This is a genomic window from Stappia taiwanensis (assembly GCF_014635285.1).
GTDB lineage: Bacteria > Pseudomonadota > Alphaproteobacteria > Rhizobiales > Stappiaceae > Stappia > Stappia taiwanensis.
On sequence record NZ_BMCR01000004.1, the window covers coordinates 185,293 to 204,127 of the forward strand.

At 61.1% G+C, this 18,835-nt stretch carries 16 protein-coding genes; 4 read left to right on the forward strand and 12 right to left on the reverse strand.

Annotated elements, in window-relative coordinates; translation table 11 throughout:
• Genes IEV83_RS11605 through IEV83_RS11615 form a run of 3 tightly spaced genes read right to left on the reverse strand, consistent with a single transcriptional unit; the run spans nt 1 to nt 3,184 of the window.
• Entirely contained in the window at nt 1-378 is a 378-nt protein-coding gene (locus IEV83_RS11605) for a Na+/H+ antiporter subunit C (protein WP_181759085.1), read from the reverse strand.
• Entirely contained in the window at nt 378-797 is a 420-nt protein-coding gene (locus IEV83_RS11610; RefSeq protein ID WP_181759084.1) for a Na+/H+ antiporter subunit B, read from the reverse strand. Before IEV83_RS11610 ends, IEV83_RS11605 begins: the two co-directional genes overlap by 1 nt.
• Nucleotides 794-3,184, reverse strand: coding sequence for a putative monovalent cation/H+ antiporter subunit A (locus IEV83_RS11615; protein ID WP_181759083.1), 2,391 nt, complete (start codon nt 3,182-3,184; stop codon nt 794-796). Before IEV83_RS11615 ends, IEV83_RS11610 begins: the two co-directional genes overlap by 4 nt.
• Nucleotides 3,185-3,417: 233 nt before the next feature.
• Between IEV83_RS11615 and msrB the strand changes: the two genes are divergently transcribed.
• Entirely contained in the window at nt 3,418-3,846 is a 429-nt protein-coding gene (gene msrB, locus IEV83_RS11620; protein WP_181759082.1) for a peptide-methionine (R)-S-oxide reductase MsrB, read from the forward strand.
• 53 nt (nt 3,847-3,899) lie between these two features.
• On the opposite strand, the gene IEV83_RS11625 is transcribed toward msrB, so the two are convergent.
• Nucleotides 3,900-5,141, reverse strand: a complete 1,242-nt coding sequence (locus IEV83_RS11625; protein WP_188478599.1) for a glycosyltransferase family 4 protein — start codon at nt 5,139-5,141, stop codon at nt 3,900-3,902.
• Between the two features lie 551 nt (nt 5,142-5,692).
• Between IEV83_RS11625 and IEV83_RS11630 the strand changes: the two genes are divergently transcribed.
• The 3 genes from IEV83_RS11630 to IEV83_RS11640 are packed head-to-tail and all read left to right on the forward strand — an operon-like array spanning nt 5,693 to nt 9,083.
• On the forward strand, nt 5,693-7,183 hold the full coding sequence (locus tag IEV83_RS11630) for a glycosyltransferase family 4 protein (RefSeq protein WP_181759080.1): 1,491 nt from the start codon (nt 5,693-5,695) through the stop codon (nt 7,181-7,183).
• A gap of 11 nt (nt 7,184-7,194) precedes the next feature.
• A complete protein-coding gene (locus IEV83_RS11635; protein WP_181759245.1) occupies nt 7,195-8,136 on the forward strand; it encodes a sulfotransferase family protein in 942 nt (313 codons plus the stop codon).
• A gap of 8 nt (nt 8,137-8,144) precedes the next feature.
• The gene (locus IEV83_RS11640) at nt 8,145-9,083 is read left to right on the forward strand and encodes an FkbM family methyltransferase (protein ID WP_181759079.1); all 939 of its coding nucleotides are present in this window, start codon (nt 8,145-8,147) and stop codon (nt 9,081-9,083) included.
• Between the two features lie 64 nt (nt 9,084-9,147).
• Here the strand turns inward: IEV83_RS11640 and IEV83_RS11645 are convergent, their stop codons facing one another.
• The 8 genes from IEV83_RS11645 to cysQ all read right to left on the reverse strand — a co-directional run bounded on the left by IEV83_RS11645 (nt 9,148) and on the right by cysQ (nt 18,613).
• Nucleotides 9,148-10,212, reverse strand: a complete 1,065-nt coding sequence (locus IEV83_RS11645) for an FkbM family methyltransferase (RefSeq protein WP_181759078.1) — start codon at nt 10,210-10,212, stop codon at nt 9,148-9,150.
• 23 nt (nt 10,213-10,235) lie between these two features.
• Complete coding sequence (locus tag IEV83_RS11650) at nt 10,236-11,573, reverse strand: DUF2793 domain-containing protein (RefSeq protein WP_181759077.1); 1,338 nt, start codon at nt 11,571-11,573, stop codon at nt 10,236-10,238.
• A 170-nt stretch (nt 11,574-11,743) separates the two neighbouring features.
• On the reverse strand, nt 11,744-12,400 hold the full coding sequence (locus IEV83_RS11655) for an ABC transporter ATP-binding protein (RefSeq protein ID WP_371873441.1): 657 nt from the start codon (nt 12,398-12,400) through the stop codon (nt 11,744-11,746).
• A gap of 10 nt (nt 12,401-12,410) precedes the next feature.
• Complete coding sequence (locus tag IEV83_RS11660; protein WP_181759076.1) at nt 12,411-13,193, reverse strand: ABC transporter permease; 783 nt, start codon at nt 13,191-13,193, stop codon at nt 12,411-12,413.
• 26 nt (nt 13,194-13,219) lie between these two features.
• A complete protein-coding gene (locus IEV83_RS11665; protein WP_181759075.1) occupies nt 13,220-14,509 on the reverse strand; it encodes a KpsE/RkpR family capsule polysaccharide export protein in 1,290 nt (429 codons plus the stop codon).
• A gap of 253 nt (nt 14,510-14,762) precedes the next feature.
• Nucleotides 14,763-16,667 carry a sulfate adenylyltransferase subunit CysN gene (gene cysN, locus IEV83_RS11670; RefSeq protein WP_181759074.1) on the reverse strand — a complete coding sequence of 635 codons (1,905 nt, stop codon included), beginning with the start codon at nt 16,665-16,667 and terminating at the stop codon, nt 14,763-14,765.
• A 1-nt stretch (nt 16,668) separates the two neighbouring features.
• Nucleotides 16,669-17,583 carry a sulfate adenylyltransferase subunit CysD gene (gene cysD / locus IEV83_RS11675; RefSeq protein WP_181759073.1) on the reverse strand — a complete coding sequence of 305 codons (915 nt, stop codon included), beginning with the start codon at nt 17,581-17,583 and terminating at the stop codon, nt 16,669-16,671.
• Nucleotides 17,584-17,791: 208 nt separating this feature from the next.
• The gene (cysQ, locus tag IEV83_RS11680) at nt 17,792-18,613 is read right to left on the reverse strand and encodes a 3'(2'),5'-bisphosphate nucleotidase CysQ (RefSeq protein WP_244628151.1); all 822 of its coding nucleotides are present in this window, start codon (nt 18,611-18,613) and stop codon (nt 17,792-17,794) included.
• Nucleotides 18,614-18,835 lie beyond the last annotated feature (222 nt).

The window sequence follows — 18,835 nt, forward strand, 5'->3', positions numbered from 1 at the left end:
TCAATATCCCTGCGGCGGCCGCACGTCGCCGGTCGGCTCGGCCACGCGCATTTCGTTGGTGTCATCGGTGCCCAGCTCCTGATAGGCGCGGAAGGCCAGCACCAGAAGGAAGGCAAGGAAGGAGAAGGAAATCACGATCGCCGTCAGGATCAGCGCCTGCGGCAGCGGATTGGCAATCGTCTCGGCGGGAACCTGCAAGGCCTCCGGAATGATCGGAGGCACCTCGCGCAACAGCCGACCGGAGGTGAAGATCAACAGGTTGACCGCATTGCCGAGAATGGCGATGCCCAAGAGGATGCGCACCAGCTGGCGCGACATCAGCAGATAGATCGCAACCGCGAAGAACAGTCCGATCAGTACGGAAACGGTGGCTTCCATCAATCGCTCTCCCGCTCTTCGAGGGCCAGGGCAATCGAGCCGATCGACCCGACCACCACCAGATACACGCCGATATCGAAGATCATCGGCGTCGACAGCGGCACCTCCACCCCGAACAGGCGCACATACCACCACTGGCTGGTCATGAACGGCTGGCCGGTGAACAGCGACACCAGCCCGGACAGCGCAGCCATCAGGAGACCGGCGGCGGACAGGCTCATCGGATGCAGGGTGATCGCCCGGCGCACCGCCGCGACCCCGCAGGCAATACCGTAGATCGCCAGCGCGGATGCCGCGATCAGCCCGCCGATGAAACCGCCGCCCGGCTCATTGTGGCCGCGCAACAGCACAAAGACCGAAAACAGCACCATCAGCGCCGCCAGGTAGGGGGCGATGGTCCGGAAAATGACCGTTCTCATACCCGCGCCTCCTCGCGCTTTCGCAGCGCATCGCCACCGGCGGCAAGATCAAGCGCTTCCTCCGCCGACCGCTTCGGCCGCACCCGGATCAGCGCCAGCACACATAGCCCTGTCACCATCACCACCGCAATCTCGCCAAGCGTATCGAACCCGCGGAAATCGACGAGGATGACGTTCACGATGTTGCGCCCATGGGCAATGGTGCGGCTGTAGGCCTCGAAGAAATCCGACAGCCGCCGGTCGAAGGGCGCCGAGGTGATCTGGATCAGCAATCCGGCGAAGCCGGCACCGATCGCCAGCGCGATCACGCTGTGGCACAGGCGCGCGGCCATTGGCCGATGATCGCGCGGCTGCAGATTGAGCCGGGTCATGACCAGGGCCAGGATCACCACCGACAGGGTCTCGACCATGAACTGGGTGAAGGACAGGTCCGGCGCGCCGAACAGCATGAAGATCAGCGCCACGGCAAAACCCTGGATGCCCAGCGAGACGATGGCGGTGAGCCGCGTCCTGGCAATCAGCACCGCTACGAGACCGGCGGCGGCAATCGCCAGGACGCCCCATTCGTAGAACCGGAAATCGGGCATGGCAAAGCCCGTCGGCCAGGTGCCGGCCACGGTCATCGGCACCAGGATGGCGGCGGCGGTGATCAGGAAGGTCATGGTCATGTAGACCTCCATCCGCCCGCCCTGCACCGTGCGGGTCACCCAGGCGGAGAAGCTGACAATGCCGGCGATCACCTGGTCAAAGCCCTTGTCCGGGCCCCAGCCGATGGCCGTCAGCAACCGCGCCGTGCCGGCCCGCAGCGCATCGAGGCGCAAGAACAGCACCACGCCAAGGGCAATGGTGCCGAGCGACAGATAGAGCGCCGCGCCGATATGGGTCGGCACCAGATGCACATCCACCGCGCTCGGCACCCCGAGGATCGACGACACCACCGGACCGATCACCAATACGCCGGTGTCATGCGCCAGCAGCGCGCTTGCCAGACCGACGAGCGACAGCACCACCGGACCGGCATAAAGCAGCACCGGCCCCTCGTGGGCGTGCTTGGGCGTTTCCACCTTCGGCCCGAGGAACGGCTTCAGGGCTACGGCAGCCGCAATCACCAGCATCAAGGCATTGCCCAGAACCGCGGTTGCCGTCAGCGCGTAGTTGGCGCCCGCACCGCCCCAGATGCCGGTGTAGAGATATTCCTTGGCGATAAAGCCGACAAAGGGCGGCAGGCCGGACATGGACAGCGCCGCAAGACAGGCGGCGGCAAAGGTGATCGGCATCGCCTTGCGCAAGCCGCCAAGCCGGGTGATGTCGCGGGTGCCGGCTTCGTGGTCGATGGTGCCGGCGACCATGAACAGCGCGCCCTTGAACAGGGAGTGAGCCAGGAGATAGAGCGCCGCCCCCTCGATGGCCTTTTCCCAGCTGGTGCCGGTGAGCATCACCAAAAGCCCGAGCGAGGCGACGGTGGTATAGGCCAGCATCAGTTTCAGATCGGTCTGACGCACCGCCAGAATGGTGCCGACCAGCAGCGTAGCGCCGCCGAAGACCGGCAGGATCGTCGTCCACAGCGCGGTATCGCCCAGCACCGGATGCATCCGCATCAACAGATAGACGCCAGCCTTGACCATGGTCGCCGAATGCAGGAACGCCGACACCGGCGTCGGCGCTTCCATGGCGTTCGGCAGCCAGAAATGGAACGGGAACTGCGCCGACTTGGTGAAGGCACCGCCCAGCACCAGCGCCAGTACCAGCGCATAAAGGCCGCTGTCGCGCAGCGTGTCGCCGCTGGCGAGCACCGCCGACATATTCGCCTCGCCCGTCACCGCCATGATCACCAGGAAGCCGGCCAGCAGCGACAAGCCGCCGCCGCCTGTGACCACCAGCGCCTGGATCGCCGCGCGCCGGGAGGCGGCGCGCAGATGATCGAAGCCGATCAGCAGGAAGGAGGTGATCGACGTCAGCTCCCAGAAGATGAACAGGGTGATCAGGTCGTTGCCAAGCACCAGCCCGAGCATCGCGCCCATGAACAGGAACATGAACGAGAAGAACCGCCCCTGCTGCGGATGCCCCTTCAGATACCCGCCCGAATAGAGAATGATGAAGGTGCCGATGCCGGAGATCAGCAGGGCAAACAGGGTGGAAAGTCCATCGACGAAGAAGGAGAAGGTCACGCCGTAGGCCGGCGCCCAGTCCACCGCCGGCGTGAAGCTGGCCCCGCCCGCCACCTCGGGCACGAGCCCGGCGAAGAACAGGAAGATCGCCGCGGGCACCAGCGCCAGCGGCCAGGCCGCATTATGCGCCAGAAGGCGCGTCAGGGTCGGGGCAACGATCGCGGCCGCGAAGGGGGCCAGAACGGCGATGAAGGTCGCCTCGGATCCTATGAGCGACATGTGCCTCCCCTGGGAAGATGAAACGGGCCAAACGGCCGGATAAACGGACGACTCATGACGGACCACCGAGTGTTCCCCAAGAATCGCCCCACATATAAACAGCCCTCTCGTGCGAGCAAGCGAATTACGCCTTGAAACGCTGGAGTTTCAACGAAAGTTCGCAAACCATTGCGGCAGCACCGAGGGGACCCTATTTAATCGGGTTGTCTATCTTCCTCGCACGGGAGCGCCGCATGATCAAATCCGGGGACCGCAAATACGTCCGCAAGTCGGATGCGGAGTGGCAGGCGGCGCTGACGCCAGAGCAGTTTCATGTGCTGCGCCGCGCCGGTACGGAGCGCCCGTTCACCGGTCCGTTCTGGGACACATTTCACAGGGGACGCTATTCCTGCGCCGGATGCGGTGCCCCGCTGTTTCACTCGGACACGAAGTTCGATGCCGGCTGCGGCTGGCCCAGCTTCTTTCAGACCGTGTCGCCGGACGCGGTCACCGAGATCGAGGATCGCTCCCATGGCATGGTGCGCACGGAGATCCGCTGCGGCGCCTGCGACGGCCATCTGGGACATGTCTTCCCGGACGGGCCGCACCCGACCGGCCTGCGCTACTGCATGAACGGCACCGCCCTCACCTTCGAACCGGCCACGGATCGCAACGAGAGCTGAACCGCGAAGACGCGCCGCCCTCGCCTGTCAGACAGGCAGCGGCACCGCTTGGCTCACCCCTCCGCCCCGAGCTCCAATATCCGCGGCACCACGATCTGAAAGTGGTCGTCCCAGCTTGGCGGACGGAATGTCTCCAACCTGCGCACCTGCCGGGCGCGGCGCCGGGACCCGGGGTCGGCGTAGTCGCAAATCGCCTCCGCCCAGCCGAGCCCGTCGACCGGGTTCAGATACTCCGGCACCCCGGCGCCGATTTCCCGGAATGCCGGGATGTCGGAGGCCAGCGCCGGCACCCCGCTGGCAAGCGCCTCGACGAGCGGCAGGCCGAAGCCCTCCACGAAGGAGGGAAACAGCAGCGCGCGTGCATTCCCCAGCAACTCCGACATCGCCGCATCGGACAGATCCGCCCGTTCGCTGACATGACCGCGCAGCGCCGTGCAGCGGTCGAGCATGTCAAACACCGCTTCCGCTTCCCAGCCCCGCCGGCCGACGATTTCCAGACGCGGGGTTTCCGGCCCCATCCGCTCGGCCAGTTGTCGCCAGACATTGAGAAGCAGCAGGTGGTTCTTGCGCGCCTCAATGGTGCTGACAAACGCAAAATATGGGCGCTGCGAGGGCGCCGGTGCCGGCAGCTCAGGGCGCCCACCCTCCCACAGGCGCCCCTCGACGCCCAGATGGGCCGTGACCGTTTTGGGCGTACGCAGGCCCTTCCGGGCCGTATACGCCTTGAGCGCCCCGTCCGTGTAGTGAGAATTCGCGATCACAAGATCGGCACAGGCGCTGATGGTTTCCACGCGTCTCTGGTGCTCGGAAATAGACCGCTCCACGACATATTCGGGGTGGGTGAGCGGGATCAGATCGTGCAGAAAGCAGACAACCCGAATGTCCCCGCGCTGCGCCAGGCGCCGCACGATCCCGCCTGGCTGCAGGCCACCATGGTCGAGCGACAGATAAACCGTTCCCGGAGCAAGGCCGCGCATCGCCATGCCGCCCCCGGTCAGCACCCGCAAGGCCGCGGCGCGGAGCGCCGCCAGCCGCCCGCTCCCCGGCCCAAGCGAAGCGTCCGCCCCGCCTCCATCGAACCAGCGCGCGCGCGTGGCATCGATCAGCCGATCGCCGAAAGTCTCGGGAAAGCGAAACAACCGCCCCCCGGCCGCGTAGGCACAGGTCAACCGGATTTCCGGCCGTGCCCGCAATTCCAGAAGATAGGCCAGGATGACCCGGTCGATGCCTGTCGGGGTTGCCCGCGACAAACGCCGGACCAGACGCCCGATATCAACAACGACTTCAGTCACCATCCGCTTCTCATCCGCCGCGCGCATCCAGCCACCACACGCCTGCGTGGTCATACACCCGGTGATGGCACAAGCGACGCGACAAAGCGAGCATGGCGGGACGCCCCCCCGCGCACCTGAAGCTTGGCCGCCAAAAACACCCCGTTACAACAAGCGAAGCGGAACGGAATTCAAGCAGAAAAAAGACAATAAACTGATACACTCAAGTCTCTTCAGGACAACACCAGCTCCACCGGCAACATTCAACGCAGAATTGATTGATTTTATTATTATAGTCCTATCCCTTCAAATGGTTACAAGCATGATGCGGGGATTTGCAGGCATGCAATCGACCAATTCCCCCTCCAGCCGCCCTTGCATCCCGCGCCTTTGTCGGTAAATCTCCCGCCCGCCGCCCGGCCGCCCGACAACACCTGAGCGATTCGCCACGTGCAAACGACGCAAGACAGACACCGCCTTGTCAGATTTTTGCGGCATAGCCTTGGGCTTCGGGAGCCTTTCGGACTCCTGGCCTTTCAGCAGCGCATGGCTTCAGACTTTTCAGCGGAGCAGAAATGAAAATCCTCAATGAATTGCGCCCCTCGGCCGAAGGGTTCGCGGGCATCCCCCAGGAAACCCGGATCATTCATTCAATCCTTCTGGAAAACGATACGATCAAGCCTTACGGGCTCCTCAACAGCAATACCGCTCCACTTGGCCCCAGCGTTGCCCGGCTTGACCGCCTGAAGCGCGACCTCCGCTACGCACAGGCGCGCGTGGTGCTGGAACTCGCCGAAAACGGCAACAAGAAGTTTTTCGAAGTCGTCAATCGCGAAATCCAAAAACTCCTGACAGCACAGGCCCTCAAGTTCCGCACGCTCACGGGCTATAAAGTCCGGTTGCATGGCGTCCCGATGCAGGACCACGGCGACTTTCTCTGGCGCAAGTACTTTTCCAAAACGCTCGACCCCAAGGAAATGACGAACGTCCTGGGGGGCGATTATGTCGCCATGCGTTTTCCCTGGCAGATGCTGCAGAGCGTGGGGATGAAGAAGCCCTTGCGGAAGACCTACGCGCGGCTCGACACCAGCAAATACGACGTGTTCATTTCGCAAACGCCCTGGCCCGCGCGCGTTTCACCGAATACCCAGCTCGTGGTTCGGTATCACGATGCGATTCCGATGTTCTACCCGCACACGATTCACAATGCGTTCCGTCACCAGTTCACGCATTACTTCCCGCTGAAGAGCAACATCCAGCAAGGCGCGAAAATCGTTTGCAACTCGGAGAACAGTCGCAACGAAGTTCTGAATCTCTTCCCCGGACATGAAAAGCTGACCCACGTCATCCCCTGCGCGGTGTCCGATCTCTACAAGGCGACCGATGAGGTTCCGAGCCGCGAGCGCCTGCGCGACATCATCCGCGGCGGCATCGAGCCGGCAACCGCACCGGAATTTCTGAGCACACGGGAAGAGCGCCTCTTCTACGACCGGCACCTGAATGCGGACACGCTCGACTACATCATGATGGTCTCGACCATCGAGCCGCGCAAGAACCACAGCCGGCTGATCGCCGCCTGGAACGCCCTGCGCCATTTGGGGCACGAAAACACCAAGCTTTTGATCGTCGGCCGCCCGGGCTGGCACGTCGAAAGCACGCTGGAGTCGATGAAGACGTTCCAGCAGCGTGGCCTTCTGTTCAATGTCTCCCGCGTCAGCGCGGGCGACCTGCGCCGTCTCTACAAGGGCGCTCGGGCGGTGGTCTGCCCGTCGATCGCGGAAGGCTTCGACCTTTCCGGCATCGAGGCCATGCTGTCTGGCGGCGTCGTCGCCGCCTCGGACATTCCCGTGCACCGCGAGGTCTACGGCGATGGCTGCACCTACTTCAACCCCTACTCCACCGGCGAGGCCGTTCAGGCCATCCAGAGACTTCTGGACCCGGCCAATGCCGAGGAACGGGAAACCATCCGCACGCGCGGCGAAAAGCTCGCGCAGCGCTACCGCCGCTCGGTGATTGCCGACGAATGGCACACCTATATCGACCGCCTGCGCGCACGCACTGCCTGAGGAACCGAACCATGTCAGTCACCCGCGAAGACGTCATCTGGGCCTATCGCATGATCCTCGGGCGCGAGCCTGAGAGCGAAGCTGCGATTGAGCATAAGATCGCACGCCTCCAATCACGGAAAGAGCTTCGTCGCGCCCTGCTGTGTTCAAAGGAGTTCGTCGGCACTGCCAGCCCGGTCGAACTCGAAAATTCTCAAAATTTCCTGAAAACCGAACGCGCCGAAAGTCTTTCGCCCACCGTCATTCATCTCCATATCCCGAAAACTGCCGGGACAAGCCTGAATGAGAAACTGGCCGAAAATTACGCCAGCAGACCAAAATGGTCTTATCACGATCAGAACATCACCAAGTTTTTTGAACTAACGCCAGAAGAGAGATCACATCTCGATCTCATCTTTGGGCACATGGACTATGGTATTCATGAGTATATACCTAGAGAACACGTCTATCTTTTCGTCCTAAGGAAACCAATTGACCGTATCTACAGCTATTACAACTACGTAGGCAAAAATAAGGAACACCCACTTTTTGGAAAAGTAAAAACAGGGCCTGAGAATTTCGGGAAATTCCTTCGACAATCGATGTCTCGTAGCGAGATCCAAAAAGAGATCAACAATTCGCAAGCACGCAGAATTGCAGGCGACTATGACAAGCAGGAACTCAGTCCCTCCGATTGCCTCAAAAAAGCGTGTCACATCTCTTTCGCGCCCAACGTCCATTTCGGACTGACGGAAGATTTTGGCGAATACCTACAAAGACTCCACAAGCTTGGACACGTAGCGCAGACCTCAGAGATTCAAAGAAACGCACTCAATAGCCAGTCCTCTCTCGAAAAGGCACTGGAAGGATTGTCAAGCCAGGAAAGCGAAATATTAAAAGATTACACCTTGATAGACGATAAACTTTACAAGTCATGCCATGAATTCATCGAGTTTAACAAGAATAAAAAATAGGAAGAATCATGACAATCACTAAAGAAGACGTCATTTGGGCCTATCGCATGATCCTCGGGCGCGAGCCTGAGAGTGAGGAGGTCATTCGTCTGCATATGGGCCTTGCCGACAGGGAGGCCCTGCGCGCCGCCATGCTGGCGTCCCAGGAGTTCCAGTCCAAGCAAAAAACAATCGAGTTTCCGGAGAAGTGGGTCAGCACCGACGTTCATGCCGGCGCCTTTCGCATGTGGCTCGATCTGGGTGACAAATACGTCTCCTTCGGCTGCCTGATGGACAATTACGAGCCACTGGAAAGCGGCTTCATCGCCCGCAACGTCAAACCGGGACAAAATGTACTGGACATCGGCGCCAATATCGGCTGGCACATGCTGGGGCTGCGCAAGGCGGTCGGCGCGGATGGCAGTGTCTGGGCGTTTGAGCCGCGCCGGCCAACGCTCGACTATCTGCAGCGCACCCTTGCCGACAACGACCTGTCGGACAGTGTCACGATTCACCCCTTCGGCCTCTGGGACGAACCCCGTTCGGCCCAACTGGCCTGGACGGAAAAGACCACCAATCCCGGCGGCAGCTATGTCGACGCGGAGGGCACCTCCGGGCAGAGCAAGATCGACATTGACCTGCGCGCGCTCGACTCTCTGAACCTGCCCCGGACCGACTTCATCAAGATCGACATCGAGGGCGCCGAACCGCGCGCGCTCAAGGGTGGCGCCCGGCTCATCGCGGCGCATAAACCGCTGATCCTGTCGGAGTTGCATCCGGACCAACTGCAAAACGTTTCCGGCGTCTCGGCCGCTGAGTATATCGGATACATGAAGGGCTTCGGCTATTCCTGCCAGTTGCTTGAGCCCGGCCGCATCGGCGAGACCATCGACGATTATCCCTCCGATCTTCCCCGCGAATTGACCAATGTGGTCTTTTCGACGCCGGAGCATGAGGTCTCCTGGTAAGCTCTCGCAACAACCTCTCTCCGGAGCTTCATACAGGCTCCGAAGAGAGGTCGAGTGGCAGGCTTCACCGTGGCATGGCCAGAGCCCGCAATTGGGCGAATTCATCACTTTGCACAAGAGCCCGATAGACCTCAGCCAGGCTCAGTCCTCGCTCTCGAGCACTCCTCAGATAATGCTCCCGCCCGGCCGGCCCTACCTCGCGTCCCAGCACCCGGCGATAGGCCTCCTCTAGCCGCTCCCGCGTGACCGGCTCTGCCAAGGCCGAGGGGGCGATATCCCAGGTCATCAGGCGTAAAAGCGACTCGTCCGTCTCCACAGAAACGCTGGCGAGAACCCGCCTCGCCAGTGCTTGGGCAAAGGTGTGAGCCGGATGCTTGCGGTCCTCAAACGCAAGTCCACGCTCCGCATGGCGTGCCAGCCCGTCGAAAACATTTGGCGGCGTGCGGAAACACGGCCTCAGATCCGCGCCCCTTTCATCGACGTAGTACCGGTTCAATCCGTCAAAATAGACGGACGCATAGCCGTTCTCGAGAAGCAGCCCCTCCCACTCCTGATGGTTTTCCCGTTGCGACATCGGATAGGTCGCCTCGACAAGAACCACTGATGGACGGAAGCGTTCGAAGTCAGCGCCCGCCAAGACGTCCGCTTCAAGTCCTTCCACATCCACTTTCAGGAATGCATAGCGCTCCGGCACGCCGCATGCTGTGCAGATCTCCGAAAGCGGCCGCACCTCGATCTCAATCTGACGCGCAACGCCTGCATGGCGGCGCATGTCCTCGGCGATATCCGCCCGCAAGGTTGACAGCCCGCCGGTGCCCTCGAACACGTTCAGCATCGCCTGCCCGCTTTCGCGCCCCACCGCCACATTCAGGTTGTGATCGCGCGGACGACAACGCACGAGCTCCCGGTACCTGTCCGTCAGCGGCTCGATATTCACACCGCGCCAGCCCTTCCTGTAAAAATGAAAGGTCACGGAGTCGGCAACCGGGCTGGACGCTCCAACATCGACATAAAAGCCGGTAGCGGTCTCCGCGAAGCAGCGCTGCAGCATCACGTCTTCATAATTCTGGGCGTAGGAAATCACTGTCTGCCTCTGTTTCTGATGAGCTGGGTTTGCCGTGCGCTGCAAGCCTGCCACATCCTTTGCGCCCCTTAAATCTCCGCGGAATAGGCATAGGGGCCGCTGCCGCTCTGGACCGGCGTGACGCGCATGCCCCCCGCAAGATCCGCCGGATCGCGCGATGTTGCATAGACACGGTAATAGCGCCGGCACAACGCAAGATCGAGCGCGGGATGCTTGAACTCGAACGGCGTTGCCACCTTCCCAAGCTCGACCTGCACCCCTGTGACAAGATAGCGCCCCACCATATCCGGTTGCCGCAGCAGACCGAACCACGAGCTCGGACCGGCCGGGATCGTCTGCGTGTTCACGATCCGCTGCCAGCCCCCCGTGAAGGAGACAAACTGCCCCTGGTCCTTCACGTCGAATTTTGCCTGCGCCCCGACCGGCCCCTTCACCCAGAGCGATAGCGTCACCTGTTTTCCCTCGAACCGCTTGAACACGAGCGGTTCCAGATACTGGCGAATGCCCCAGTCGGCGGATCCGAGCGCGGTCAGATCAACCGCCATGGAATACAGCAGCCCCTGCCCGGCGGGCACCTCGTCCGACCGCTCGATCGTGCCGCTGCTATCCGCGCCAACGTCGAAGACCCGCCACTGGTCGGCCTTGTAGCCTGAGCGTGTGTCCAGGCCGGTGGCGCCCCGCTGCCAGATGCTCATGTCGCCATTGATGCAAAGGTTGCGAATGCCTGCGGTCGGAAAGCCGCCGATGTCGGACAGGCCGACCGGAATGGACACCGCACCGCTGTGCCGGTCGGCACGCAACGCCTCATGCCAGGTCCCCCCGTCCGGCGATACCTTGACCGCCAGATCGTCCCCGCCAGCCGTGCCGATCTCGGCGCGGCCGCCGTACCCCGTCTGGAACACCAGCGCGGCCGTGCGCTCCGGCGCCTGCTTGTTCAACACCTGCCGAATGTCGCCGCTGCCCGGCGTGACATCATCGTGGCTGAACAGCACCGCATCCGACTTGACCGCGAGCTTGTTCACCGCATCCGCCAGGGTGTTGACCCCCACACGGTTCGCCGGGTTCGGATTTGCCGTCACCTCCCGCCACTGGGTGCCGTCCCAGACGATGGTGCCAGCTTCGTCTTCCACCCAGGCTCGCCAACCGGCCGCCGGCGCAAACACGCTCCAGCTTCCATCCTGAAAGGCCGCGATCGCGCCCTCCGCGCCCGCCCAGGCCCCGGATGCGGCGGGCGCAACGATATAGCGTGCCCCTTCCTGTGGCGTTGCCGGAGGCGCACCGAGAGATCGCGTTCGCACCGACAGCTGGACCAGCGCATCAAGGGCCCGCAGGGCCTCGTTGTGGGTCACATGTTTTTGCGCCTGCGAAGACGCGATCAGCGGCAAGGCAAGGTTGGGCGTCGTCATGGTCACCATCGTTCTCCCCTTCATCGGAGAACAGAATACGGCAACGCCCACGACCGGGGATTGGCGCGCACATCTCCTGCACCAGCCCCCCCCCTCCACCATCAGCGGAGCATGTCAGACGCAGAATTTTCGATCAAAATTGCGCAGAATTGTCGCTCTTTCTCGCAATTTCATTGGTTCTGCAGATGGTTGTGCATGTCAATCGCGTCAGAGATATCCTCGTAGTAATACAAATGCCCCTGATGCAAGACGCACCCACTCTGACAGTATCGACGCAGCATCTCATTGCTGTGCGAGATCATAAGGATATTCGAGTCTTTCAGCTTCTCTTCAAATACCTCATTGCACTTCTTCTTGAAGCGGGCATCACCAACCGCCGTGATTTCGTCAATCAGGTAGTACTTGAACTCAATCGCCATACTCACGCCGAAGGCCAGGCGCGCCCGCATACCACTTGAATAGGTCTTGATCGGCAGACGCATCGACGGTCCGAGTTCGGAAAATTCCTCGACATAGGAAATCACCTCATCCGGGTCCTCGCCGTACATCCGCGCAACAAAGCGCGCGTTTTCAACCCCCGACATGGTCCCGTTGAACCCGCCACCGAACCCGAGCGGCCAGGAAACCTTGGCGTAGCGCATGATGCGCCCGGCATCGGGCAGCTCCGCCCCCGCAATCAGGCGCATGAGGGTGGACTTGCCGGCGCCATTCTGTCCGAGTATCGCAATATTCTTGTCACCCGGAAGGTCAAGACTCAGCCCGTCAAGGATAACCTTCCTGACACCGCTCATCTTGTAGGTTTTTCGCACGCCCCGGAACCCGATCACCTGAAGCCTCCTACTTCTGATGCTTGCGGAACAACCGCTCGGAACTGAAGGCGATCACAAGAAGTATCATGACATAAAACAGAAGATAAGGTACATCGAGCGTTGCACTCTTGTAATGCGGATAATATCCGGTCCTGAACCAATCGATCCCGTGCAGCATCGGATTCCAGGACAGGATGTAGCGAATATGCGGCGGAAAGGCGTCCGGAATGAAAAAGACACCGGACAGAAAGAACATCGGCCTGGTGATGATCGCCTCAACCCGCGCCCATGTGGGCCAAAGCAGATAAATCACCGCATTGGTAAGCCCTGCCCCCAAGCCGAGAAGAGCGACCGAGGCAACCGCCAGCAGCACGACACCCAGATTCGCCGGGAACTCCGCCAGGCCAAACACGATCAGCGCACTGAAGAACACGATGTAGACGAACAGATAGGTCGCCGTAATCAGGGTAAACCGTGCAATGACCACATCCGTTTCCTTGACCAGAGGATAGGCCATCAACCCCCTGTTTCCCTCAAAAACGGTCATCAGGGAGCTGGACAGCTTCTGGTAGAATTGGAAGGTAATAATCCCCGTGGCGAAAAACAGCGGGAAGCTGGTGCCAATCGGCGGGTGCCGCGTGACGAACGAAAAGACCAGAGTGAGAATTGCCGTCCCCAGCACCGGCTCCAGGATCGCCCACATGTAGCCGAGCTGCACCGCACCGAAGGTGACCTTCGTCTCCCGCAGAACCAATGCCCCAATGACCCGGAGTTGAACCAGGAACGGGTTTTCCGCTTTGGCGTCCGACATGACGGTCCTTTAACGTTCCCCGCGCCTCAGCGCATATGATCGCGAACGGAATAGGCGATCAGGAGCCCCAATCCCCACACGATCAAAGCAACGACAAAGACCAGAAACGTGTTCAGAAGGCGTTTCGGATAGATGGCCTCCTCCGGGGTACTTGGCGCGCGAAACACCGCCAGAAAGCGCTGCTGACGATCGGCCTCGACCCGTGCCCGCTCCAGCGAGGAAAGAGCCACCGCGTAGGCCTTCTGCGCGAATTCCTGCTCAACCTTCAGCCTCTCGTAGTCGGCGAGCAGGCTCGACAGGTTGGACCCCACCGTCCCCTGCTCCTGACCGGAAAGGCCGACCTCCGATTGCTTCTGCCGCAACTCCGTCTCCAGTGCCGCGATCTGCCGTCGAAGCTGCCGCACCGATGGCGCATCCTGATCCAGGGTCGTCGTCATGGAGCCCAGACGCGACCGCAGCTCGATCAGTTCCTTCTCGATACCCGCGACCAGTTCAACCTGTGCAGCGGCACTTGCCGTCGGATCGATTGCATTGGAGGTCTTGCGAAACTCCTGCATTTCCTTGCGAAGGATTTTCAGCCGCAGCTCAGCGGAGGCCACCTCCTTCTTCGCGAACTCGACCGCGTCCTTGCGCGCTTCCTCGGAGAGCCGATTGATCAGCCTCTGGCTATACCCCACGATGAGATCGGCGACGCGCTGCGCATCTTGCGCACTGAAGGCCTGCACCTCGAAATTGAGGATTGATGAGGTGTTGTCGTAAGAGGTGGATATCATCCAGTCCCAATACTCGACCACCTCTTCGATGGGAGCTTCCGTATCGAGGCGGTAGAGAAAATCTATCTCATCCGATCCGTAAGCCTGCAGGAAATCAATATCCTTCCGCAGCTCTTCAAGCAGTTCTCGGCTCTTAAGGTATTCCAGCAGGATATAGGAATCGGTGGTGGTCGTTCCGACACTCGACAAGCCTGTCAGAGCGCCCAGGAAGTCATTCCCCACGGTCGTGCTGTCCATACTCCGGACCGAAAAACCTGCCCCGGCGGCATAGCGGTCGGAAGCGATCAGCCCGAAATACAAAGCGCCGAACAAGGTCGGCAGGAGCACGCAGGCCACGAAGGACAGCTTGACGATCAGGTGCCGCAAAGCCCGCGGCCGCAAATCGAGCTCGGCGGTCTTGGCAATGGCTGCGGCGGCCTTGTTGATCCGAAGGGGAATAACCGGCGCCTTCTCCGTTTTCCCGGCCGGAGCCTTCGGCGCAGGCGCGTTTTTCTTGTCCGGCTCTGCGGCGACCTGAGCCGTATTTTCAACCTTGTCTGCCATGAGCCGGACTTCCCTCGTCAAACTGGTTCCGCCAAACCTGCGCGGTAAACAGGTGTATAGTACTATCGCAATTCGTTAACCGAAACGTTGCAACTCGGCTGCGTCTTTTCCCAGCATGCAAACGCAGTCCCCGCGTTTGCCCATCACTTGCCGGGTCACCCTCAAACGCCCTCCCCCGTGAAGAGGGGGCGCCAGAAGCCGCCCGCTCCTTTCGTCCTCCCAGTTCCGGCACCGCCCTCCCGGCGTTGCTCGTTCAGACCAGTCCCCGCCGTTCCAGAAATGCCAGCACCTCATCTGCGAGCTCTTCCGGATCGCGCCCCAGTGTCCGGAGATGCAAATCCGCTGCCTCGGGGGCCTCATAGGGACTATCGACGCCGGTAAAGTTTGGAAGCTTCCCTTCATCCGCCTTCTTGTAGAGCCCTTTTGGATCACGCCGACGACACTCCTCAATCGGCGTATCGACAAACACCTCGATGAACTCTCCTTCGTCGAGCAGATCCCGCACCATTCTCCGTTCGGCACGGAACGGAGAAATAAAGGAGACCAGAGTCAGCAGCCCGGCTTCCGTAAACAGCTTGGCGACCTCACCAACACGTCGGATGTTTTCGACACGGTCGGTATCGGTAAAGCCCAAATCGCGATTCAGGCCATGGCGCACGTTGTCGCCATCCAGGGTGTAGGTCAGCCGCCCGCCCAAATGGAGCTTCTTTTCAACCAGAGAGGCAATGGTCGACTTGCCCGACCCCGACAGACCCGTGAACCAGAGGACAGCCGGCTTCTGGCCAAGTTGCTCGGCCCGCGCCGCCTTGTCGACCTCCAACGCCTGCCAATGAATGTTGGAGGCGCGCCGCAGCCCGAACCACACCATACCGGCCGCCACTGTCGCATTGGTCAGCCGGTCGATCAGGATGAAGGCTCCGGTCCCGCGATTTGCCTCATAAGGATCAAAGGCCACGGGCGCTGCCAGCGCGAGATTGCAGAACGCAATCTCGTTCAGCTCCAAATCCTTGGCTGCCGTATGCTCGAAGGTGTTGATATTGATCTTGTGCTTGATCTCCGTCACGGTCCCCGAGACCGTCCGCGTGCCGATTTTCAGGTAATAGGTCCGGCCTGGGAAAAGCGCCTCATCCGCCATCCAGACAAGATGCGCCGCGAACTGATCGGACACCTCAGGTCGCGCGGCCGGTGTCGCCAGAAGATCCCCACGTGAGATGTCGATTTCGTCCTCCAGGACGATCGTGACCGCGTCTCCGGCGCCTGCCGTGGCCACCTCGCCGGTAGCCCCAACGATCTCGCGCACCCGCGACCCTCGCCCCGAATTGGCCACGACGATCTCATCGCCCACGGCAACCCGCCCCCCGGCGATGGTCCCGCTATAGCCGCGAAAATCGAGATTGGGCCGGTTGACCCACTGCACAGGCATGCGGAAAGGCGCATCAAGGGAGTGCTCGGCAACGTCGACCGTCTCAAGATGTTCGAGCAAGGTCGGCCCTTCGTACCAGGGCATGCGTTCGCTGCGGACCGAGACATTGTCGCCGAAGCGGGCAGAGATCGGCACCGCGACTTGCGTCTCGAAGTCGAAGCCTGTCGCGAACACCTCAAAGGCTGCGCGAATGTCCTCGAAACGCTCCTGCGAAAAATCGACAAGGTCGATCTTGTTGATCGCAAGCACCACATGGCGCACCCCCAGCAGCGACGCAATGAAGGCATGCCGTCGTGTCTGGGTCAAAAGTCCCTTGCGGGCATCGACCAGAAGCACAGCAAGATCCGCCGTGGAGGCGCCCGTCGCCATGTTGCGGGTGTACTGCTCGTGCCCGGGTGTGTCGGCAACGATGAACTTCCGCTTTTCCGTTGAGAAGAAGCGATAGGCCACATCGATGGTAATGCCCTGCTCGCGCTCCGCCTCCAGGCCGTCGACCAGCAGCGCCAGATCGAGATCCTCGCCAACCGTTCCATGTTTGCGGGAGTCGCGTTCCAGCGCGGACAGCTGATCCTCGAAAATCAACTTGGAATCGTAAAGAAGTCGCCCGATCAGCGTCGACTTGCCATCATCCACCGATCCGCAGGTCAGAAAGCGCAACTGATCCTTCGCATGCTGTTCCGCCAGGTGATCGACGATGGTCACCTCGGAGACCCGCTCCTGTGTCTGCGTGCTCATCTCAGAAGTACCCCTCGCGCTTCTTCTTCTCCATCGACCCGCTTTCGTCGTGGTCGATCAGGCGCCCCTGGCGTTCCGAAGTGCGCGCAAGCAGCATCTCGCGCACGATCGCCTGTAGCGTATCGGCATCGGATTCGATGGCTCCGGTCAGCGGATAGCACCCGAGCGTGCGGAAACGGACACGCCGTGTCTCTACCGTCTCGCCAGCGCGCAACGGAAACCGGTCATCATCAACCATGATCAGCATACCATCGCGTTGCACAACCTGTCGCGGTGCAGAAAAATACAATGGCACGATGGGAATGTTCTCCATCAGGATGTATTGCCAGATATCCAGCTCGGTCCAGTTCGACAGCGGAAAGGCGCGGATGGATTCCCCCATCGCGATCCGGGCATTGTAGAGATTCCACAACTCCGGCCGCTGATTCTTCGGGTCCCATCCATGCGTCGCGGTCCGGAAGGAGAAGACCCGCTCCTTCGCGCGACTTTTCTCCTCATCACGCCGGGCACCGCCAAATGCCGCATCGAACCCGTATTTGTCCAAAGCCTGTTTCAACGCTTCGGTCTTCATGACCTGCGTGTGAACCGCCGACCCATGCACAAAGGGATTGATGCCCTTTTCCAACCCTTCCGGATTGCTATGGACGATCAGATCAAGTCCGAGACGCTTCGCGGTCTCGTCGCGAAAGCGGATCATTTCCTGGAACTTCCAGGTCGTGTCGACATGCAGAAGCGGGAACGGCGGCTTGGAAGGAGAAAACGCCTTCATCGCCAGATGAAGCATCACCGCGGAATCCTTGCCGATCGAATACAGCATCACCGGATTGCGGAATTCCGCCGCCACTTCGCGAAGGATATGAATGCTTTCAGCTTCGAGCCGGCGCAAATTGCTTTGTCTCACGAGTTGGTCGCTCATACAGCCCTCAATCCTTTTCATGCGGCATCTCAATCCGGCATCTCAATCCGGCAGTCTTCGCGCATCATGCCCACCGACCAGACAGACGCGCATCCCGAAAAGCGCACCAGTCCCTCACCTACGCCATGCATAGCGCGTCCGACCGCCCGATGCAGCCGTTGATATCGAACGGCTGCCGACCTGCCATCGGTGCCCTTCACGATGGCATTCAGCCCTGCATCACCGCTCGGCTGATCAGATCGCGATTGCCTGCGGCAAAGAACCCGGGATTGGCAAAGTCCACATCGTCCGCCTGGTCGGTTTTGCCATACCCGAAGGGGGTCCCGTCCAGATGCGTCACGAGCCCTCCGGCCGCGCTCAGGACAGCTTGCCCCGCAGCGGTATCCCACTCCATGGTTCGCCCGAAACGCGGGTAGAAATCCGCCTCCCCACAGGCCACCATGCAGAACTTCAGCGACGACCCCACGCTGATCCGCTCTCCCACGGACAGACGCGTCAAAAGGTCTTCTGTTTTCGCATCGCCGTGGGACCGGCTGGCGACCGCGACCGGTGGAACCTCCGCTGCTTCACGCACCTGAATCGGCTTCCAGGCGCCGATCCGGCCCTCCACAATCTCCGCAAGAGCCGCGCCGCTCTCCCGCTCTCCTGCGTAGAGGACCTGCCGCGCGGGTGCGAGCACCACGCCAAGCACAGGCTCGCCGTCTTCCACAAGAGCAACATTCACCGTGAAATCACGGCGACCTGAGATAAATTCGCGTGTTCCATCAAGAGGATCGACCAGAAGAAACCGGCCACCGATCCGGGGCACATCTCCGCCGGCGACGGCCTCTTCCGCGACAACGGGAACACCGGAGAAGATCTCTCCCAGACCGGCCAGAATGATTTCTTCCGCCGCCCGGTCGGCTTCCGTCACCGGGCTGTCATCCGCCTTGTGTTCGACGTCCACGCCCAAGCGGTGAAACCGCAGGATCGCATCACCTGCCTGCTTGCACAGCTCGGCAACTTTTCCGATTTCGCTCGACCAGGTCACAATCTCTCCCCACATCCCGCCATGTCTGCCCGGCACCCGGGGCCGTACCTCTTCGCTTGCGGTGGCTTTGTCAAGCGGAGACCCGGCCATGATATTTCCTGCGGGAGAGAACGGACGCCCAGGCTCTTCCCCTCCCGCCTGCTGCCACCGTGCTGTCAGTAGGCGGGAGGGGGAGAGCGGAAATGCGCGGACAAGCCGCAAGCGCGGGGTTTTCCGGCCGAG